We start from the raw sequence: 17,257 nt of genomic DNA, 5'->3' as shown, positions 1-17,257 counted from the left end.
CCGAAAACCATGTCAGATAAACCGTCACAAATCGATCTCAGCCAACTGGCGGTAGACCGCGGCGCGCCCGCGGGCCGAACAGCCGTCAAGGGCAAGCGGGGTTGGTTCGCGAAGTACGTATTGCCCTTCGGCATCCTGGCGGGCTTCGCGGGACTCTTCGGCTGGGCCGCAAGAGACAGCTTCTTGCCCGCTCAGTCGATCACCATCACGCCGGTGGTCGTGAGCCGCGCCGAGGTCAAGCAAGAAGGGACGCCGCTTTTTCAGGCTGCCGGGTGGGTCGAACCCCGACCGACGCCCGTGATGGCGTCGGCGCTGGCCTCTGGCGTTATCGAAGAGATGTTCGTCATCGAAGGCCAGCACGTTAAACAAGGCGAGCCCGTTGCCCGGCTGATCGACGCCGACGCCCGACTAGCTCTCGCCGAAGCACGAGCCGCGCAGGCATTGCAAGAGGCGGAGGTGAGTCGCGCTGAAGCCACCCTTGCCGCTGCCCAAGCAAATTATTCCCAACCGAACGAGTTGCAAGCGGCGTTAGCCGAGGCAGCGGCGAAGCTCAACGAAACCGAAGTGGCGATCAGCAATCTCCCCTTCACCATTGAGACAGCCAAGTCGCGATTACTCCTTGCGAAAGAGAATGCGAGACGTAAGGAATTGGCCGGGCAAGCCATCTCGGGTCGCGTGCTACGAGAAGCAATCGCGGAATTGGCGGCAGCAGAGAACACAGTCGCCGAGTTGATCGCCCGCGAGCCCAAGCTGGCGGCCCAGGCCGAGTCGCAACGAAAGAAGCGGGACGCCCTCGAGGAACAACTGCGCCTGCTCACCAATGAAACACGAGCCGTCGCCGAAGCCGAGGCCAACCACGCCGCCGCAAAAGCACGGCTCGACCAAACCCGGCTGCGTGTCGAAGCGGCCGAACTGACGTTGGAGCGGATGGTCGTGCGCTCGCCGATCGATGGCTGCGTCCTGAGTCTGGACGCCCGTCCGGGCCAATGGCTCTCGGGGGTCGGCTCGTCCCAAGGCACGAGCGCCGTGGTCGGGCTCTACGATCCCAATCGCTTACAAGTCAGGGTGGACGTGCGACTGGAAGACGTGCCGCGGGTGCTGATAGGGCAATCGGCGCTGATCGAAACCGCCGCCCTTGGCTCACCAATCGATGGCGAAGTGATCTCGATCACGACGATTGCTGACATCCAGAAAAACACGCTGCAAGTGAAAGTTGCGGTCAAAGACCCACCCGCGGTCATCAAGCCGGAGATGCTGGGCAAAGTCACTTTCCTGGCGCTCCCCTCGCCCGTGGCCGAGAGCGGACCGAGCGAGTCACCACTGAAGCTCTTTGTCCCGCAGCAGCTCGTGACTATGAGCGAGAGCGGGGTAAGCTTGTGGGTCGTGAACTTGAGCGACAAAGTCGCGGAGCGACGAGCGGTCGAAGTGGGGCATGGCGCCACCGAGGGTGGGCTGGTCGAGATCACCAATGGCCTCCAACCAACCGACAAGCTGATCGTCGCCGGTCGCGAGTCGGTCACCGAGGGAACGCGTATCCGCGTCTCGGGCGAAGACCGCACGCTGGCGGGGGGCGGCCATAGCTCACAACGCAGTCAGCCCGCTGCTCGAACCGCCCAAGCCATGTAGCCAACGGTTGCTCCCCCCCTCCCCCGCACTGCAGAACCTCTAAAGGCAGGTCCAAGAATGTCCCTCGTCGAAGTATCCAACGTGACCAAAGAGTACGCCAACGGTGATGAGACCATCCGTCCCTTGGATGGGGTCAGCCTCACGGTCGAAAAGGGCGATTACGTATCCTTGATGGGCGCCAGCGGCTCAGGCAAGAGCACACTGCTGAACCTGATCGCGGGGATCGACCGGGCAACCTCGGGCAATATCGTCGTCGCCGACACCGACATCACGAAGCTCTCACGCGGCAAACTGGCCGACTGGCGTGCGGCGCACATCGGTTACATCTTCCAGACGCACAACCTGATTCCCGTGCTGACTGCCTACGAGAACGTCGAGCTGCCGCTCCTGCTGCTACCGATGTCTCCCGCCGAGCGACGCAAGCGGGTCGAGATCGCCCTGGAGGCCGTCGACCTCACATCGCGTGCCACGCACTACCCCCGGCAGATGTCAGGCGGCCAGGAGCAGCGGGTAGGTATCGCGCGAGCGATCGTGGCCAACCCCACCGTGGTGGTTGCCGATGAACCGACGGGCAGCCTCGACGACGAAACCACCGAGCAGATATTGCAACTGCTAGAGCGCGTGAACAACGAACTCGGCATGACGCTCCTGATGGTTACCCACGACGCCGAGGCGGGCTCGAGGGCGAAGCGACGGATCCGCCTCGAACGCAGCCGCCTCGTCGAGAACGGCACCGCCATTCCCACCGATCCTGGGCAAACCGCCAAATTACGGAGCGCCTGAACATGCACAAGTTCATCCCCTACGTTATCAAAAGCCTGTGGCGGCACCGTGCCCGCACGCTGCTGACCGTGAGCGGCACGGCGGTGGCGTTGCTCGTGTTCTGCTTTATCGGCGCCGTGCAGCAGGGTTTGCTCGCGCTCACGTCCGGGGACGACGCAGGGCGGACCCTCATCGTCTTTCAGGAAAACCGTTTCTGCCCCCAGAGCAGCCGGTTGCCGCAGGACTACGCAAGCGATATTAAGAAGCTGGCCGGCGTGACCGATGTCGTTCCGATCAAGGTCTTCACGAACAATTGCCGTGCGAGCCTCGACGCCATCGTCTTTCAAGGGATGGAGCCCGAGAAGCTGAAGGCGTGGCGAGACTTCGATCTTCAGTCGGGAGACTGGGCGTCGTTCAGCAAGCAAGACGACGCGGCTCTCGTGGGCGTCGATGTCGCCAATCGGCGCGGGCTGAACGTCGGAGATAAGTTCACGATCGGCGACGTGACCGTCGTGGTGCGCGGCGTCTTCCAGTCGCCGACCGCGGCGGAGAACAACCTCATCCTCACCCAGCTCGAATTCCTGCAACGGGCACGAGGGGCAAGCGATGTGGGCACGGTTACGCAGCTAGAAGTCCACCTCAACGACACGGTCGACCCCGAGGCGTTGGCGAAGCAGATCGACCAAGCGTTCCATGCCGGCCCGGTGGGGACAACGACCCGCACCAAAGGGATGTTCCAGGCCGACACGCTGGCCGATCTCGCAGAACTGATCGGCTTTGTCCACTGGCTCGGATACGCCTGTGTGGGACTCGTGCTGTCGCTCGTCGCCACCACCACGGTCATGGCCGTGCAGGATCGGATCAAGGAGCACGCTGTGCTTCAGACACTGGGGCTACGCCCCTTGCGCGTTTTCGGCTTGGTGCTGACCGAGAGTCTGCTGCTGAGCACGTTGGGTGGCGTCTTGGGCGTTGGGGGCAGCGTATTGCTGCTCTCTTTGACGGGCATGTCTGTCGCGGCTGAGGGGGTCACGATTGCGTTTGAGCCCTCCCTCACGCTTGCCCTTCAAGGCGTCCTGGTGGCCGTTGTTGTTGGCGTCATTGCCGGGATTGCGCCCGGATGGCAGGCTTCTCGGACAGAGATCGTCTCGGCACTGCGGCACGCCTAATCAGTTCATTCACAGTGGGATAGTGATGAGCCGAAGAAACTAAGTAAGCATCTGTTTCGGCAAATGGGGCAAGGAAGCCAATGGATATACTCAATAAGACGGTTTGGGCAGCGCCGCTCTTGCTAGCCATTGGTTGCGCGACGAGTGCGCACAAAGTGGCCAGCACAGCGAGCTCTTCTGGCAAAGTATTCTCTGAGGACGAGAATTCCGTCACTCAGGTCGACTATCGGGAGCCGGCTTCAACAGAATTAGTCCAACCGCGGGGTGCTGTACGCAAAGAACGCAACATTGACGCGCCGCCCCTCGGTGAAGAACTGCTCCCACCACTACGGCTGCCCGATACCGTGGGCTTGACGCTTGCTGCTATCGAGCAGATGGCTTTTGCAAATAATCCTGCCATCGCTCAATCGGAAGCACGGATCCGGGCGCTCCGCGGCAAGTGGGTTCAAGCCGGACTGCCACCCAACCCCACCGCAGGGTACACCGGCGGTGAGATCGGCAACGACGGGGGGGCGGGACAGAACGGCCTGTATGTTGGTCAGAACTTCATTACGGCTCACAAGTTGCAGCGTGATCGCGCCGTGGTTGCTGCGGAGATCGACAAGGCGGAGCAGGATTTGGTTTCGTCCCGGCGACGCGTTCAAACCGACGCGCAGCGGGCTTACTATGAAGCCCTGCTTGCTCAAAAGAGAGTCGAGCTGGCGGAAGAGTTAGGACGCATTGCGGATGAAGCGGTCAGTTCCTCCCAATCGCTGGTCGATGCCGAAGAGATCCCCTTAGCAGGACTGCTGCAAACCGAGGTGCAGCAACAAAACACGAGGGTGCTGCTTCGCACCTCGGAGAACGGGCGGTATCGGGCGTGGCGCAATCTTACGGCGGTGATCGGCGGAGCAGACCTGCCGATCCAACCCCTCGTCGGCGACGTAGGTCAACTCCCAGTCTCGCTCGAATGGACCGAACAGCTCTCCCGCCTCAAGCAACAGAGCCCCGAGATAGCTGCGGCTTTCGCGAACGTTGATCGAGCCCGCCGGGCACTCGACCGTGCGAGCGTTGAGGCGGTCCCAAACGTTAGCACGCAATTCAGCGTGCAGTACGACGACGGCACGGGCGATACGATTGCCGGCGTACAAGTCGGCATGCCGATACCGCTGTGGAACAGGAACCAGGGCGGCATCCGTCAAGCGCAAGCCGAAGTGACGGAAGCCTTGCGCAACGCAGCGCGTGTCGAGCTCGATCTCAATCAACGGTTGGCCGACGTCTTCCAGCAGTACGCCGACGCGCAGGTGACCGCCGAGACCTACAGCAGTGACATACTCCCCCGCTCCCAACGGACGCTAGACCTTGTGCAGAAAGGGTATCAGCAAGGGGAGGTCGGCTATCTCGATCTGCTTACGGCTCAGCAGACCTTCTCGCAGGCGAACCTCGCTTACCTGGATGCCGTAGGGGATCTCTGGCAGAGCTACGTGCGGATCGAAGGCCTCTTGCTGGAAGGCAGTCTCAGCAAGGGAACCGATTAGGCTTGTCGGCGACTAGCCCGTGATACGAGAGACTGGTTGGGGAGATGTCCGCTGGCTTGGTCATGTGGGCGCGAGCCTGTCGCGCGGCGAGCTAGTCGGCTGGCCGGCCTAGCCTCGCCTAGGCAAGCAGAATACGATACACGCCGATGATCCATTACGTTCGGATTTCGCCAAATCGTGAACCGATTGCTCCACAGCCTGCTAGCGCTCGCCATTCTGGGCCACGCCCTGTGTGGCTGCTGCGCGCACGCGTCCCACGCAGGCTCCGCACCGGGATGTGACCATTCGGCCGCCCCCAACGCACCGGGCGGCCATTGCGACGTGCCGCATCACGAGTCACACGGCGAGCACTCGTTTGCCGAGCCAACAACCTTCGTTGCAGTAGCAGAAGAGTTAGCGTGCGAGCACGGGCAAGAGCCAGCGGCCCCTCACGAATGCCGGCATGAGAATTGCCATTGGATTGTCGGCGATGTCCGTACCGTCGATCTCTCGTTGGGAGGCTTTTCCTTTCGCTCGCCGCTCGACTATTACGGCTCGCTGATTCATCCGCTTGAGAGCTGCAGTCGATACGCCTCTCGAAGCCGTTTTAGGCGGGATGCGTTGGCTTCTGCGCCACCGGTGCGATCGCACCTTGCCCTGCTTGTTCTTCTGATCTGAGCAATGCTTGGAACCCTTCCTAGCCGCCTCGGGTGAGCGAGAAAGCCGGTTCCGGGATCTCCCAGTTGTTTCCCTCCGATTGCTTTGTCGGGGGGCACTTCCTTTTTTGTGCTACGTCGTGCGCACCCACGTGCGCCACCTCGGCACACGGAGCTACGTATATGTCCAATAGCCTTAGTCACGTGCGGCTTGCCCGTGCCCCTCTGGTTGCCGGCGCCTTGCTTGCGATTGGCGCAATGGCATACGTCACAAAGGACCATTGGTTGCCCTACATTGGATTGTTTGTCCCGAAGCCAGACCAAGTCACGGATGCCCCGGCCAACGATCCACACGCAGGGCACGATCATGGCCACGACGGGCATACGGAGTCGGCGTCGATCGAGCTAAGCGACCAGGGGCTAAAAAACAGTGGCTTTGTTCCGTTGGTGATCCGGCCGACCGAGTACGCTCGCTCGCTATCGCTCCCCGCGATCGTGGTCGAGCGTCCGGGACGGTCGCAGAAACACATCACCGCCCCGCTCACAGGGCTGGTTACCGACATCCTCGCGGTCACGGGCGAGGCCGTCGGTCCGAATGAAGCCTTGTTTGAGATGCGGCTGACGCACGAAGAACTGGTCACGGCTCAGACCGACTACCTGCAAACCCTAGCCAACCTGGAGGTGGTCTATCGGGAATTGACCCGCCTTCAAGGGCTTGGTGAGGGGGTCATAGCGGGCAAGCGAATCATAGAGCAGCAGTATGAGCAACAGAAGCTCGAATCGGGCCTGATGGCCGAGGAACAGGCGCTGCTGCTCCACGGCTTGACGCAATCACAAATCGACAGCATCCGGCAAACGAAGGAGTTGTTTCGCAAGGTAACGGTCTATTCGCCCGAACATCGCCACGAAGATGAGGCCTGCGAGGGGCCTCATCTGTACACGGTCCAGCGACTCGGGATTGCAGAAGGCGAGCAGATTGAGGTTGGCCGAGAACTAGCCGTGCTTGCCGATCATTGTGCATTGCACGTCGAAGCGACCGCATTTGAGGACGACGCGAGGGCGATTCGCTCCGCCGCCGAGGCGGGGCGTGGCGTCACCGCACGACTGCTGCGAGCCGATTCGGAGGAAGGCGTCGTCCCAGGCCTCGAAATCCTCTACGTAGCAGATCAGATCGATCCAGAGTCTCGGGCTTTGAAGGTGTTTTTCCGTCTACCCAATCAAGTGGCTTACGAGAAATCGCTCCCTGGTGGGAAGCGGTTCCTCGAATGGCGGTACAAGCCGGGACAACGCTTGCAAATCAACATCCCCGTTGAGACGTGGGAAGACCAATTGGTCGTCTCAACGACCGCCGTCGTTGACGAGGGAGGCGAATCCTACGTCTACAGGCAGAATGGCGGTCACTTCGATCAGGTCCCTGTGCATGTGGTTCATCGTGACCAGAACGTGATCGTGATCGCCAACGATGGCGCGCTTTTCACAGGTGACGTGATTGCCGGGCAAGGCGCCTTTCAGATGCATCTTGCTCTGAAGAACAAAGCTGGCGGTGGTGTCGATCCTCACGCTGGTCACAACCACTAGCAATAGCGAAGGAATAGCGCAGTGCTCAATGCAATCATTCGCTTCTCGTTGCACAACCGGCTGCTGGTAGTCGCCGCTGCCTTGCTGTTGCTGGGGTACGGAGGATGGCAGGCGACGCAGCTGCCTATTGACGTATTTCCCAACCTCAATCGTCCCCGCGTAGTCGTCATGACCGAAGCGCACGGTCTGGCGCCTGAAGAAGTCGAGACCTTGGTCACCTTCCCGATCGAGACCGTGTTGAACGGCGCCACGGGGGTGCAAGCGGTACGGACCTCATCAGGCATCGGCCTGTCGGTGGTCTACGTCGAGTTCGATTGGGGCACGAACATCTACAACGATCGGCAGATCGTCGCCGAACGGATGGCCCTGGCGGGCGACGTCCTCCCGCTCGACGTCTCCCCCCAATTGATGCCCATCTCCTCGATCATGGGCCAGATCATGATCGCCGGCATGACCGCCGGCGAAGAGACCTCGCCGATGGAGCTGCGCACCCTCGCCGACTGGGTCGTCAGGCAGCGGCTACTGACGATACCGGGTGTTTCCCAGGTGATTGTCATGGGCGGCGATCGCAAACAATTCCAGGTGCTCGTGGATCCTGATTTGTTGCTCCGCTACGGGGTGACGCTGCACGAAGTCAAGCAGGCGATCGCCGACAGCAACCAGAACACCGCTGGGGGCTACCTCGATGAGCAAGGCCCGAACGAGTTCCTCGTCCGTTCGCTTGGGCGTGTCTCGTCGGCCGACGAAATCGGTGACATCGTGGTCCGACAACGGGGACGTCAATCGATCACGCTCTCGCAGATCGCCCGCATCACCGAGGGGGCCCAGGTCAAACGGGGGGACAGCTCGGCGTTCGCTCGCAACGCGGAAGGAGAAATGGTGGGCGGCCGCTCGGTCGTGCTGACCATCCTCAAGCAACCCCAGGCCGATACTCGGGCGGTCACCAACCTGGTGACCGAGGCCTTGGAGGAGATGAGCGACTCGCTGCCCAGCGACGTACGGCTGCTGCCCGAACTCTACCAGCAGAAGGAGTTCATCGACCTCGCGATCGAGAATGTTGTCGAGGCGCTCCGTGACGGCGCGATTCTCGTCGTCATCATCCTCTTTTTGTTCCTGATGAATATCCGCACCACCTTGATCACGCTGACGGCTATCCCGCTGTCAATCGTGATCACGGCCATGGTCTTCGCCGTATTTGGGCTGTCGGTGAACACGATGACCCTCGGCGGGCTCGCCGTCGCCATTGGTGAACTCGTTGACGACGCGATCGTCGATGTTGAGAACATCTTCCGTCGCCTGCGTGAGAATCGGAACAAGGAGCACCCGAAGCACCCCTTGCTGGTCGTTTTTCAGGCGAGCGTCGAAATCCGCAATTCGATCGTCTACGGCACGCTGATCGTGATGATCGTCTTCGTGCCGCTCTTCGCACTCTCCGGTATGGAGGGCCGCCTCTTCTCCCCGCTGGGAGTGTCGTACATCGTCTCCATCGCCTCCTCGCTGTTGGTGTCTCTCACCGTGACGCCCGTGCTCAGCTTCTGGCTGCTACGCGGGAAAGTGACCGAAGGCGAAGAGCGGGACGTCCTGCTGTTGCGTGGCCTCAAAGCGATTGCCGAGGCCGTGATACGGTTCAGCTTGCGGCTCTCTTGGCCGATCCTAGCCGCCGCAGCGACCGCCGTCGTCGTCTCGGGTTGGTCCGTGCTGCGATTGGAGAGTGATTTCCTCCCGCCGTTCAATGAGGGCGCGGTCCAGATCAACGTCATCCTGCCGCCAGGCACATCACTAGCGATGTCCAACGAAGTTGCCGGTCGCGTTGAACAGCGGCTTGCGCAGATCGACGACCTCGTCGCCTTCGTGCGGAAAACGGGTCGGGCCGAACTGGATGAACATGCCGAGGGGGTCAACGTCTCGGAGTTCGTGGCAACCGTTGACCCAAACACGGCGCGCTCGCGCGAAGAAGTGATCGAAGAGATCAGCGAAGCACTGGCTGATATTCCCGGTATCGTCACCGCGGTCGAACAGCCCCTCGCCCACCTGATCTCCCACATGCTCTCTGGCGTGAAAGCCCAGATCGCCATCAAGCTCTTCGGAGACGATCTGGATGAGCTACGCCGGCAAGCCCAGGGCATGGAGGCCGCTATCAAGGACGTCGAGGGCGTCCGCGACCTGCAGGTCGAACAACAAGTCATCATCCCCCAGCTGCGTATCGAAGCGGACGGCAAGAAACTCAAGGCATTCGGACTACGGCGTAGCGACGTCAATCAGTTCGTCGAAACCGCGATGCAAGGGGAAGTCATCTCCCAAGTGCTCGACGGGCAACGCACGTTTGATCTGATGGTGCGTCTTGGAGAAGAGTTCCGAGAAGACCTGGATGCGCTCAAGCGGCTCCAGATCGACCTGCCCGATGGGGGGAGCGTGAAGCTCGAAGACGTGGCTCGCATCTACAAAGCGGGGGGACCCAACACGGTCAACCGTGAGCAAGTGCGTCGCAGGATCGTTGTCCAATGCAACGTGTCGGGCCGCGGGCTGGTCGATGTGGTCGGCGACATCAAAGAACGGCTCGAGCCGATCCGGGCGGAACTCCCAGCCGGCTACTTCGTCGAGTTCAGCGGCCAGTTCGAGAGCCAGCAGTCGGCGTCCAGGATGATCTCGATTCTCTTCGTGGTTTCTCTGCTGGGCATGTTCCTGGTGCTCTACAAGATGTTTAGTTCGGCCAACCTCGCCTTGCAAGTCATGGTCGCCCTGCCGATGGCGTTCATCGGAAGCGTCGCGTCGCTCTACCTGACCGGCCAGACGCTAACGATCGCTAGCATGGTCGGCTTCATTTCTTTGTGTGGCATTGCCTCTCGCAATGGCATCTTGCTGATCAACCACTACCTGCACCTCGTGAAATACGAGGGCGAGGGCTGGACCCGCGACATGGTCGTCCGTGCCGGCAAGGATCGCTTGGCCCCCGTCCTGATGACCGCCCTTACTTCCGGCATCGGATTGGTCCCGCTTGCGCTTTCGGCGGGAGAGCCGGGCAAAGAGATCCTCTACCCGGTCGCCACCGTCATCATCGGAGGACTCATCACAAGCACGCTCTTGGAGTTCTTGGTGCGACCGGCCCTGTTCTGGACGACGGGCATGAAAGCAGCCCGCGCCGTCTTGGAGTCCTCCCACGAGCAAGTCGAGCTGATTGAAGAGGAAGAACTCGCTGCGTAGGCGAGCAAGGCTAACCCAATCCGGCGTCGCACGACGCCCCCCACACCAAAAAAGGAAGTTCTATGAAAGCACTATGTCGCTTCGCCCAACTGGCGGTTGCCTCGGGTTTCTGTGTGGCCGTAAGCGGCCTCGTTGGCTGCGACAGCTCGCAGAATGGCGGTAAGTCGGCGGCTCCGTCTGCGGACGAGAGTCATGCCGATCATCCTACCGAAGGCCCGCACCATGGGAGTCTGATCGAACTCGGCGCCGAGGAGTACCACGCTGAACTGGTCCATGACGACGCCGCGGCGACGGTCACGGTCTACCTGCTCGACTCGGAGGCGAAGGTCGCGGTCCCGATCGATGCCAAAGAGATCCAGATCAACCTGAGTCACGACGGTCAGGCCGAGCAGTTCCAGCTGACCGCAAGCCCCGATGCTACCGACCCAGCGGGCAAGTCTTCTCGTTTCGCGTCCACTGATGCCGAGCTTGCTGCAGAACTAGATCATGAAGGCTCTGCGCAGCTAGTAGTGAACATTGATGGCAAACAGTTTCACGGCGCAATCGTCCATGACGACGACCACGAGGGACACGGTGAGTAACTAGTGTCCGGCGTTCGCACGGTTCCACCAGTGGAGGCATGGTGGAACCGTGCCCTTAAAGCCTGTCCCGATTAACGAATGACGGGCCATTCAAGAACATACTCGCTTCGTGCTAACCGCCTACTTCCGCGGTTTTCCTGACTGCCGGCTTGTTGCTAATGTTCTCGATTCGAGTACCATCCGCTACTCGCAGCAGCTTATTAGCTGGCACGGTAGTTGCACTTCTTCATACGATGCCAGATATAACCTCGCTACGGGAGCTATAGAGATATGCCGGATAACGCTTCCGATAAAGCTTACCTACGGCAGCAGTTGCGTCGCGGACGCTGGGTTGAATTGGTGAGCTTGGCGTACAACCTCATAGAAGTTGGCATCTCGCTCACGGCTGGCTTTCTAACAGGAAGCTCAGCACTGGTAAGTTGGGGAGTCGATAGCATCGTTGAGGCGAACTCAGCGGCTTTTATGATCTGGCGCCTTCGCGGAGAGGAAAAAGGAATCAGTCAGCAAAACGTCCTGAGACGCAAAAAGGTTGCACTAGGGGTCTTGTCCGGAGCCTTCGCTATCGCAGCCATATTCATTCTCTACGAAGCGATCAGCAAGCTGATTAGTGGAAACACAGCCAGTTGGTCTTGGTGGGGGATGGGCATTCTGCTGACGTCGGTCGTCGTGAATCCATTGTTGGCTTGGGGAAAGTACTACTACGGCAGAGAGACCGCCTCTCCATCACTCAAGTACGACGCCATCGACACCATGATCTGTGAGTATCAGACGATTGTGGTGCTGGCCGGAATTGGACTGGTGCAGTGGCAAGGGTGGTGGTGGGCTGATCCTGCGGCGGCTCTGTTGATAGTTCCCTATATCGCCTGGAATGCGTTCCATGCTGGTCGAGATGCGTGGACCGTGCAGACAGAGAATCCGATGTAAATGTATTCCCCGCACATCTCACTCCCTGCCGACAAGACGGATAGCTCGGTGCTGGAAACACTGTTGAAGAATCTGGGATGGGTCCCCCACAGTAAAGCAATATATGCACAAGAAACAGATCGTACTCGGTGTAGTTCTCCCCGGTGTCCCCGATTTACAGGACAAGTGCGTCCAGCGGATTACGGAGCAACTTGGAACAAAGATCGGCATCGACGACGCCCACAGCATTGAGGGCGACGAGAACCGGCCCAACAAGCTTTGTATCCATTTTGATCCATCAATCCTGTCGCTGACCGATGTTCGCGATATTACGCGTCGAGCAGGTGCGAGGCTGGAAGCTCGATACGGACACGCGGTGCGTCGGATAGGGGCTATGCACGCTAGCAAAGCGTCTGCCATCGAATCTCGACTTGGTCGCCTTGATGGAGTGCTCGAAGTGGTTGTGTCGCCGGGCGGCACGTTACGTGTTGAGTACGATCGCCAACTCATTAGCGTAGACAAGATTGAGGATGCTGTCGGGGAGTGGTCGAAGCAGCCCGGGGAAAAGTCCGATGACCATACCGGCCATAGTCACGAAGATGAGGGCCACGAGAAGGATCACGATCATGCCGGGCACGGACATGCCCACGGTGGGATTTTCGGGCCTCGCAGCGAACTCATTTTCGCGGTGCTTTGCGGCGTCTTTCTGCTGGCTGGCTGGCTGCTGGAGATGGTCACGGGAGCCACCGATTGGCTGCCGCTGGTCTGTTATGGCGCCGCTTATCTGTTCGGTGGTTACTACACCGTCGCAGAAGCGATTGAGAAGATCCGGGCGGGGAAGTTCGAGATCGATTTCCTGATGATCGTGGCTGCTGCCGGTGCGGCTACGCTTGGAGCATGGGCTGAGGGCGCTTTGCTTCTATTCTTGTTCAGCATCGGTCACGCCCTGGAAGGCTTCGCGATGGGCCGTGCCAAACGCGCGATCAAAGCGCTCTCGGAACTCGCCCCCCGTACAGCTCGCGTGCGTCGTGACGGACAGAAATTGGAAGTTGCTGTCGAGGAACTGCGTGTCGGCGACATCGCCATCGTCAAGCCCGACGAGCGGCTGCCGGCCGATGGGTTTGTTGTCCGTGGCGAAACCAGCATCGACCAAGCCCCGATCACCGGTGAAAGCGCGCCCGTTGACAAGCTACCGGTCGCCGATCGGGAGTCTGCTGCCGCCGACCCGGAAGGCGTCGCATCCGACCACCGGGTCTTCGCGGGCACCATAAATCAGGCGGGGGCGATCGAGGTCCAAGTAACCAAGACGTCCGCCGAGAACACGCTCGCTCGTGTCGTCACGATGGTCAACGAAGCGGAGACACGCACTTCGCCAACGCAGAAGTTCACGAAGCGGTTTGAGCGTTACTTTGTGCCCGCGGTGATCACCACCGTCGTGCTGCTCCTCTTCGCACCACTCGTTCTCGATGAAGCCTTCAGCGACTCCTTTTATCGTGCGATGGCGGTCTTGGTCGCAGCTAGCCCTTGCGCCTTGGCGATCGCGACACCGAGTGCGGTACTGAGCGGTGTGGCCCGCGCGGCGCGTGGTGGTGTGCTCGTAAAGGGGGGCGGCCCTTTGGAAAGTCTCGGCCGCTTGGACGCGATCGCCTTCGACAAGACAGGCACCCTGACCGAAGGCAAGCCTCGCATGACGGATGTGCGACCCGCGGACGGTGTAAGTAAAGAGGAGCTTCTGCGTATCGCCATCGCCGTAGAAGACCTCAGCAAGCATCCGCTCGCCAAAGCCGTCGTTCGTGACGGAAAAGCAAAGTTGGGAACCGAGAGAGATGGCCTATCAAAGGCGGCGAATCTCAAGAGTATCACCGGCCGTGGGGTTCAGGCAGAAGTAGATGGACGACCTGTCTTCATTGGCAAAGACGAGTTGTTCTCGGAGGTTGACGGCCCGTCGCTTCCCTATCCGATCCGCTCGACCGTCGAGTCATTGGAGAGCGAGGGACGCACAACAATGATCGTGCGGTATGCCGACCGCTACCTCGGCGTAATTGGGCTCATGGATACTCCACGGAAAGCGGCCAAGCGAACGATCTCGCGGCTCCGAAAACTTGGCATCAAGCGAATGATCATGATTTCCGGAGACAACCAGCAGGTGGCCGATGCGGTCGCCAAAGCGGTTGGCATTGATGAAGCGCGAGGCGACCTGATGCCCGAGGACAAGGTCGATGAGATTAAGAAACTCAATAGCGACGCCGGGGTGGCCATGGTCGGCGATGGCGTCAACGACGCACCGGCGATGGCGTCCGCATCGGTCGGTATCGCAATGGGAGCAGCCGGTAGCGACGTCGCCCTTGAAACGGCCGATGTCGCATTGATGGCGGACAATCTCGACCATCTGCCATTGGCAATCGGACTGAGCCGTGCCACTCGCCGCATCATCCGCCAGAATCTCTGGATGAGCCTCGGAATGGTCGCCTTTCTTGTGCCGGCAACGATCTTCGGTCTCAACATCGGCCCGGCGGTAGCGCTCCACGAAGGCTCGACGCTTGTTGTTGTGTTCAACGCACTCCGCCTGCTCGCCTACGCATCACCATCTACCGACGGGAGCTAACGAATGGAAGTCAAACACCTCGTCCTCGGCCTGCTCGAAGCCGGAGCCTGGTACTTCTTCATCTACTACCTGCTGGACACGCTGAGAAAGCCCAAGAGGAACCTTTGGATCGCAGCGGGAGTCTTGCTCGCGCTCTTCTACCTTGGGTTCATGCTGTGCCCGTGGGTGAGGCACACACCGGCGTGGCACCAGCTCTAGAGACCAAACCAGCACCTAGATCGGTACGTACGCTTGATTGGCCACCAATTACGGACGCATTCAAAAGAACCAACGAACGGCACGAGGGGTAGTTCGATGCGACAAACATTTGAGACCAACTTGCGTTGCCAGAAGTGCTTGGCGACAGTCGGCCCGTTGTTAGACGATGAGTCGGGAGTGCTTAACTGGTCCGTGGACCTTGACGATCCGGGGAAGCCCCTTACCGTCGATTTGTCAGAAGCGTCTGCCGAGAGTCGCGTTGTTGATCTGATGGCAGGCGCGGGCTATCAGGCGACACCGGTCGATCGAGCATCGACGGAGCCTATCGAACCGCCAAGTGAGGCTGACTCGGCGTTCAAGCTATCCAACTACAAACCGCTCTTGCTGGTAATCGCCTACGTACTGGGCGCTACAGCCGCCGCGGAATCGATCCACGGCGGTTTCGTTTGGCCGCGGGCGATGAGCTACTTCATGGGCTTCTTCTTTCTCGGATTCGCATTCTTCAAGCTGCTCGACATCCCCGCCTTTGCGGACTCGTTCTCTAGCTACGACATCATCGCTAAACGCTCACGCGGCTACGCGTTGGCGTACCCGTGGATTGAGCTTGGGCTCGGAGTCCTGTTCGTGAGTGGCGTGCTGCCGCTGGTCGCCAACGGGGTGACCGCGGTGATCATGGCCGTTGGGCTGGTCGGTGTCGTGCAGGCCGTCTTCCGCAAGCAAGCCATCCAATGCGCCTGCCTAGGCACCGTCTTCAACCTGCCGATGTCGACCGTCACGATCGTCGAGAACAGCGTCATGCTAGCGATGGCGATCACGATGCTGGCAAGGGCGGTTGGAGCCTGATCTACCAGCTGGTAACCCAGACGACCAGCCGTCCGTCGAATATTGCAGGCCTCAAACCTTCACAGCGGCGGCGCCCGGACTGATTAGAAACTGGCCACGCAGATGTACCCCCAGGGGGTACTCCGCCGATACCGGTTAGGTAGAGCCTTCCGAAAGCCAGCCCGAAAGTCAGCTCACGGTGCTTATGCCCCGGTCATCGAAGATAGTCGCAGCCCTAGGGGCAATCGCCGTGTGCTGCGGCACGATGACGGCGCAAGAGCTGGTTGCTCCCCCGCGGGCGCCAATCCCGCCAGAAGCGGCGAAGGCGTTCACCAATCCGCCAGCGATCCCGACCGTGCCCGGCCCCGAGTTGCGGATCGATACGCCCCGCGATGGAGAGTTCGCCCCGTCAAGTTACACGCTCAACGAGCTGCTGAGGCTTACCGGACAGAACAACCCAACGCTCCGGCAGGCGCAGCTCCATATTTCGGCCGAGCTGGGCAAAGCACAGCAAGCCGGCCTCTATCCGAACCCCGTCTTCTCTTACGAAGCCGAGCAGATCGGCGTTGATGTGGAAGGGAACAAGGACTCGCCTGGCGAGTTTCAAGGCGGTGTCTTAGAGCAGCGTTTCGTGACCGCGGGCAAGCTCCGGCTGAGTCGCGAGAAGTACCTACGTCGGGCCCATGTGTCCGAACACCTAGCAACGGTTCAGCAGTTCCGCGTCTGCAACGACGTGCGGCTCCACTTCTACCGGGCCCTGGCAGCCGGCGAGACGCTGGCGATCCGACGCGAATTGCTCAAGAGCAGCGAGGACGCCGCGGTCACCGCTCAAGAAGCGTACAACATGGGACAGGTGCGCCGACCCGAGGTACGGAGGGCGAACGTCACGCTACAGCGTGCTCGGCTGAGTGTGATGCGAGCGGAGAACGCTCAGCGGGAAAGCTTCCGTCGACTCACGGCCTTAGTCGGCGTGGCGCTCAAAGAAGGCGCTGTCGAAGGGAGTCTGACGCCCGAACGCGAGGCAACCTCTTTTGAAAGCGAACTGGGGCGTCTGCTTGCTGAAAGCCCCGAGGTCGCGGCAGCCAGGGCGAAGCTCGCCGTCGATCGGGCGACGGTTGAGCGAGAGCGTGTCGAATGGGTCCCCGATCTCGTGGCGCGTGGCGGCGCGGGATACAACTTCGAGGCGGGCGAGACGGTCGCCGTCGCCGGGCTGTCACTAGAGCTTCCCATCTACGACCGCAACCAGGGTACGATACGTCAAGCTAGAGCCGACTACGCCCGACAGCAGCAAGAACTCCGACGGATCGAACTCAGGCTGCGGAACCGGCTGGCGATGACCTACGAGCAGTATCTCTCATCGCTGCAGCACGCCTACGAGTACGAGCGGGTGATCCTGCCCGAGTCGAAGGCGGCGTACGCCGAGCTGCTCGAAAGCTACAAACGCGATCGGGTCGATTGGCCCGAGGTGCTGATGGCGCAGCACGACTACTTCGACGCCAAGCTTGTGCAGGTCGACAACCTGCTGGAAGCCCGCACGCACGAAGTCTTGATAGCGGGCTACTTGCTCCACGACGGCCTGATGGCCGCTGAGGGGAGTACTCCGGCCGGCCACATCGACGCGACGCCGCGGCCGCGATAATCATCACGGAACACTCAAGCCCGA

At 60.6% G+C, this 17,257-nt stretch carries 12 protein-coding genes; all 12 read left to right on the top strand.

What is annotated here, in order from left to right; all coding sequences use genetic code 11:
• Nucleotides 1-9 precede the first annotated feature (9 nt).
• The 12 genes from Mal64_RS17485 to Mal64_RS17430 all read left to right on the top strand — a co-directional run bounded on the left by Mal64_RS17485 (nt 10) and on the right by Mal64_RS17430 (nt 17,233).
• Nucleotides 10-1,626, top strand: coding sequence for an efflux RND transporter periplasmic adaptor subunit (locus tag Mal64_RS17485; RefSeq protein ID WP_146402719.1), 1,617 nt, complete (start codon nt 10-12; stop codon nt 1,624-1,626).
• A 57-nt stretch (nt 1,627-1,683) separates the two neighbouring features.
• Entirely contained in the window at nt 1,684-2,409 is a 726-nt protein-coding gene (locus tag Mal64_RS17480) for an ABC transporter ATP-binding protein (protein ID WP_146402717.1), read from the top strand.
• Between the two features lie 2 nt (nt 2,410-2,411).
• On the top strand, nt 2,412-3,554 hold the full coding sequence (locus tag Mal64_RS17475) for an ABC transporter permease (protein ID WP_146402715.1): 1,143 nt from the start codon (nt 2,412-2,414) through the stop codon (nt 3,552-3,554).
• An 80-nt stretch (nt 3,555-3,634) separates the two neighbouring features.
• Nucleotides 3,635-5,071: a TolC family protein gene (locus Mal64_RS17470; protein WP_146402713.1), complete on the top strand. Its 1,437-nt coding sequence runs from the start codon at nt 3,635-3,637 to the stop codon at nt 5,069-5,071.
• 818 nt (nt 5,072-5,889) lie between these two features.
• The gene (locus tag Mal64_RS17465) at nt 5,890-7,284 is read left to right on the top strand and encodes an efflux RND transporter periplasmic adaptor subunit (RefSeq protein WP_146402711.1); all 1,395 of its coding nucleotides are present in this window, start codon (nt 5,890-5,892) and stop codon (nt 7,282-7,284) included.
• Between the two features lie 21 nt (nt 7,285-7,305).
• Nucleotides 7,306-10,485, top strand: a complete 3,180-nt coding sequence (locus tag Mal64_RS17460; protein WP_146402709.1) for an efflux RND transporter permease subunit — start codon at nt 7,306-7,308, stop codon at nt 10,483-10,485.
• A 62-nt stretch (nt 10,486-10,547) separates the two neighbouring features.
• Nucleotides 10,548-11,066, top strand: a complete 519-nt coding sequence (locus tag Mal64_RS17455; protein WP_197525853.1) for a hypothetical protein — start codon at nt 10,548-10,550, stop codon at nt 11,064-11,066.
• Between the two features lie 270 nt (nt 11,067-11,336).
• A complete protein-coding gene (locus Mal64_RS17450) occupies nt 11,337-11,990 on the top strand; it encodes a cation diffusion facilitator family transporter (RefSeq protein ID WP_146402707.1) in 654 nt (217 codons plus the stop codon).
• A 103-nt stretch (nt 11,991-12,093) separates the two neighbouring features.
• Complete coding sequence (locus Mal64_RS17445) at nt 12,094-14,574, top strand: heavy metal translocating P-type ATPase (protein WP_146402704.1); 2,481 nt, start codon at nt 12,094-12,096, stop codon at nt 14,572-14,574.
• Between the two features lie 3 nt (nt 14,575-14,577).
• Entirely contained in the window at nt 14,578-14,772 is a 195-nt protein-coding gene (locus Mal64_RS17440) for a hypothetical protein (RefSeq protein WP_146402702.1), read from the top strand.
• A 192-nt stretch (nt 14,773-14,964) separates the two neighbouring features.
• A complete protein-coding gene (locus Mal64_RS17435) occupies nt 14,965-15,615 on the top strand; it encodes a MauE/DoxX family redox-associated membrane protein (protein ID WP_231993833.1) in 651 nt (216 codons plus the stop codon).
• A 244-nt stretch (nt 15,616-15,859) separates the two neighbouring features.
• The gene (locus tag Mal64_RS17430; RefSeq protein ID WP_146402700.1) at nt 15,860-17,233 is read left to right on the top strand and encodes a TolC family protein; all 1,374 of its coding nucleotides are present in this window, start codon (nt 15,860-15,862) and stop codon (nt 17,231-17,233) included.
• Nucleotides 17,234-17,257: the final 24 nt, after the last annotated feature.

It is taken from the genome of Pseudobythopirellula maris (genome assembly GCF_007859945.1).
Classification (GTDB): Bacteria; Planctomycetota; Planctomycetia; order Pirellulales; family Lacipirellulaceae; genus Pseudobythopirellula; species Pseudobythopirellula maris.
The sequence above is the reverse complement of the archived record's forward strand: the minus strand, read 5'-3'. Positions and strand labels throughout refer to the sequence as shown.

What these genes read in the sequence shown, in the direction of transcription:
- Mal64_RS17485 (WP_146402719.1), top strand. Translation starts at nt 10, where the DNA reads ATGTCAGATAAACCGTCACAAATCGATCTCAGCCAACTGGCGGTAGAC.
- Mal64_RS17480 (WP_146402717.1), top strand. Translation starts at nt 1,684, where the DNA reads ATGTCCCTCGTCGAAGTATCCAACGTGACCAAAGAGTACGCCAACGGT.
- Mal64_RS17475 (WP_146402715.1), top strand. Translation starts at nt 2,412, where the DNA reads ATGCACAAGTTCATCCCCTACGTTATCAAAAGCCTGTGGCGGCACCGT.
- Mal64_RS17470 (WP_146402713.1), top strand. Translation starts at nt 3,635, where the DNA reads ATGGATATACTCAATAAGACGGTTTGGGCAGCGCCGCTCTTGCTAGCC.
- Mal64_RS17465 (WP_146402711.1), top strand. Translation starts at nt 5,890, where the DNA reads ATGTCCAATAGCCTTAGTCACGTGCGGCTTGCCCGTGCCCCTCTGGTT.
- Mal64_RS17455 (WP_197525853.1), top strand. Translation starts at nt 10,548, where the DNA reads ATGAAAGCACTATGTCGCTTCGCCCAACTGGCGGTTGCCTCGGGTTTC.
- Mal64_RS17450 (WP_146402707.1), top strand. Translation starts at nt 11,337, where the DNA reads ATGCCGGATAACGCTTCCGATAAAGCTTACCTACGGCAGCAGTTGCGT.
- Mal64_RS17445 (WP_146402704.1), top strand. Translation starts at nt 12,094, where the DNA reads ATGCACAAGAAACAGATCGTACTCGGTGTAGTTCTCCCCGGTGTCCCC.
- Mal64_RS17440 (WP_146402702.1), top strand. Translation starts at nt 14,578, where the DNA reads ATGGAAGTCAAACACCTCGTCCTCGGCCTGCTCGAAGCCGGAGCCTGG.
- Mal64_RS17430 (WP_146402700.1), top strand. Translation starts at nt 15,860, where the DNA reads ATGACGGCGCAAGAGCTGGTTGCTCCCCCGCGGGCGCCAATCCCGCCA.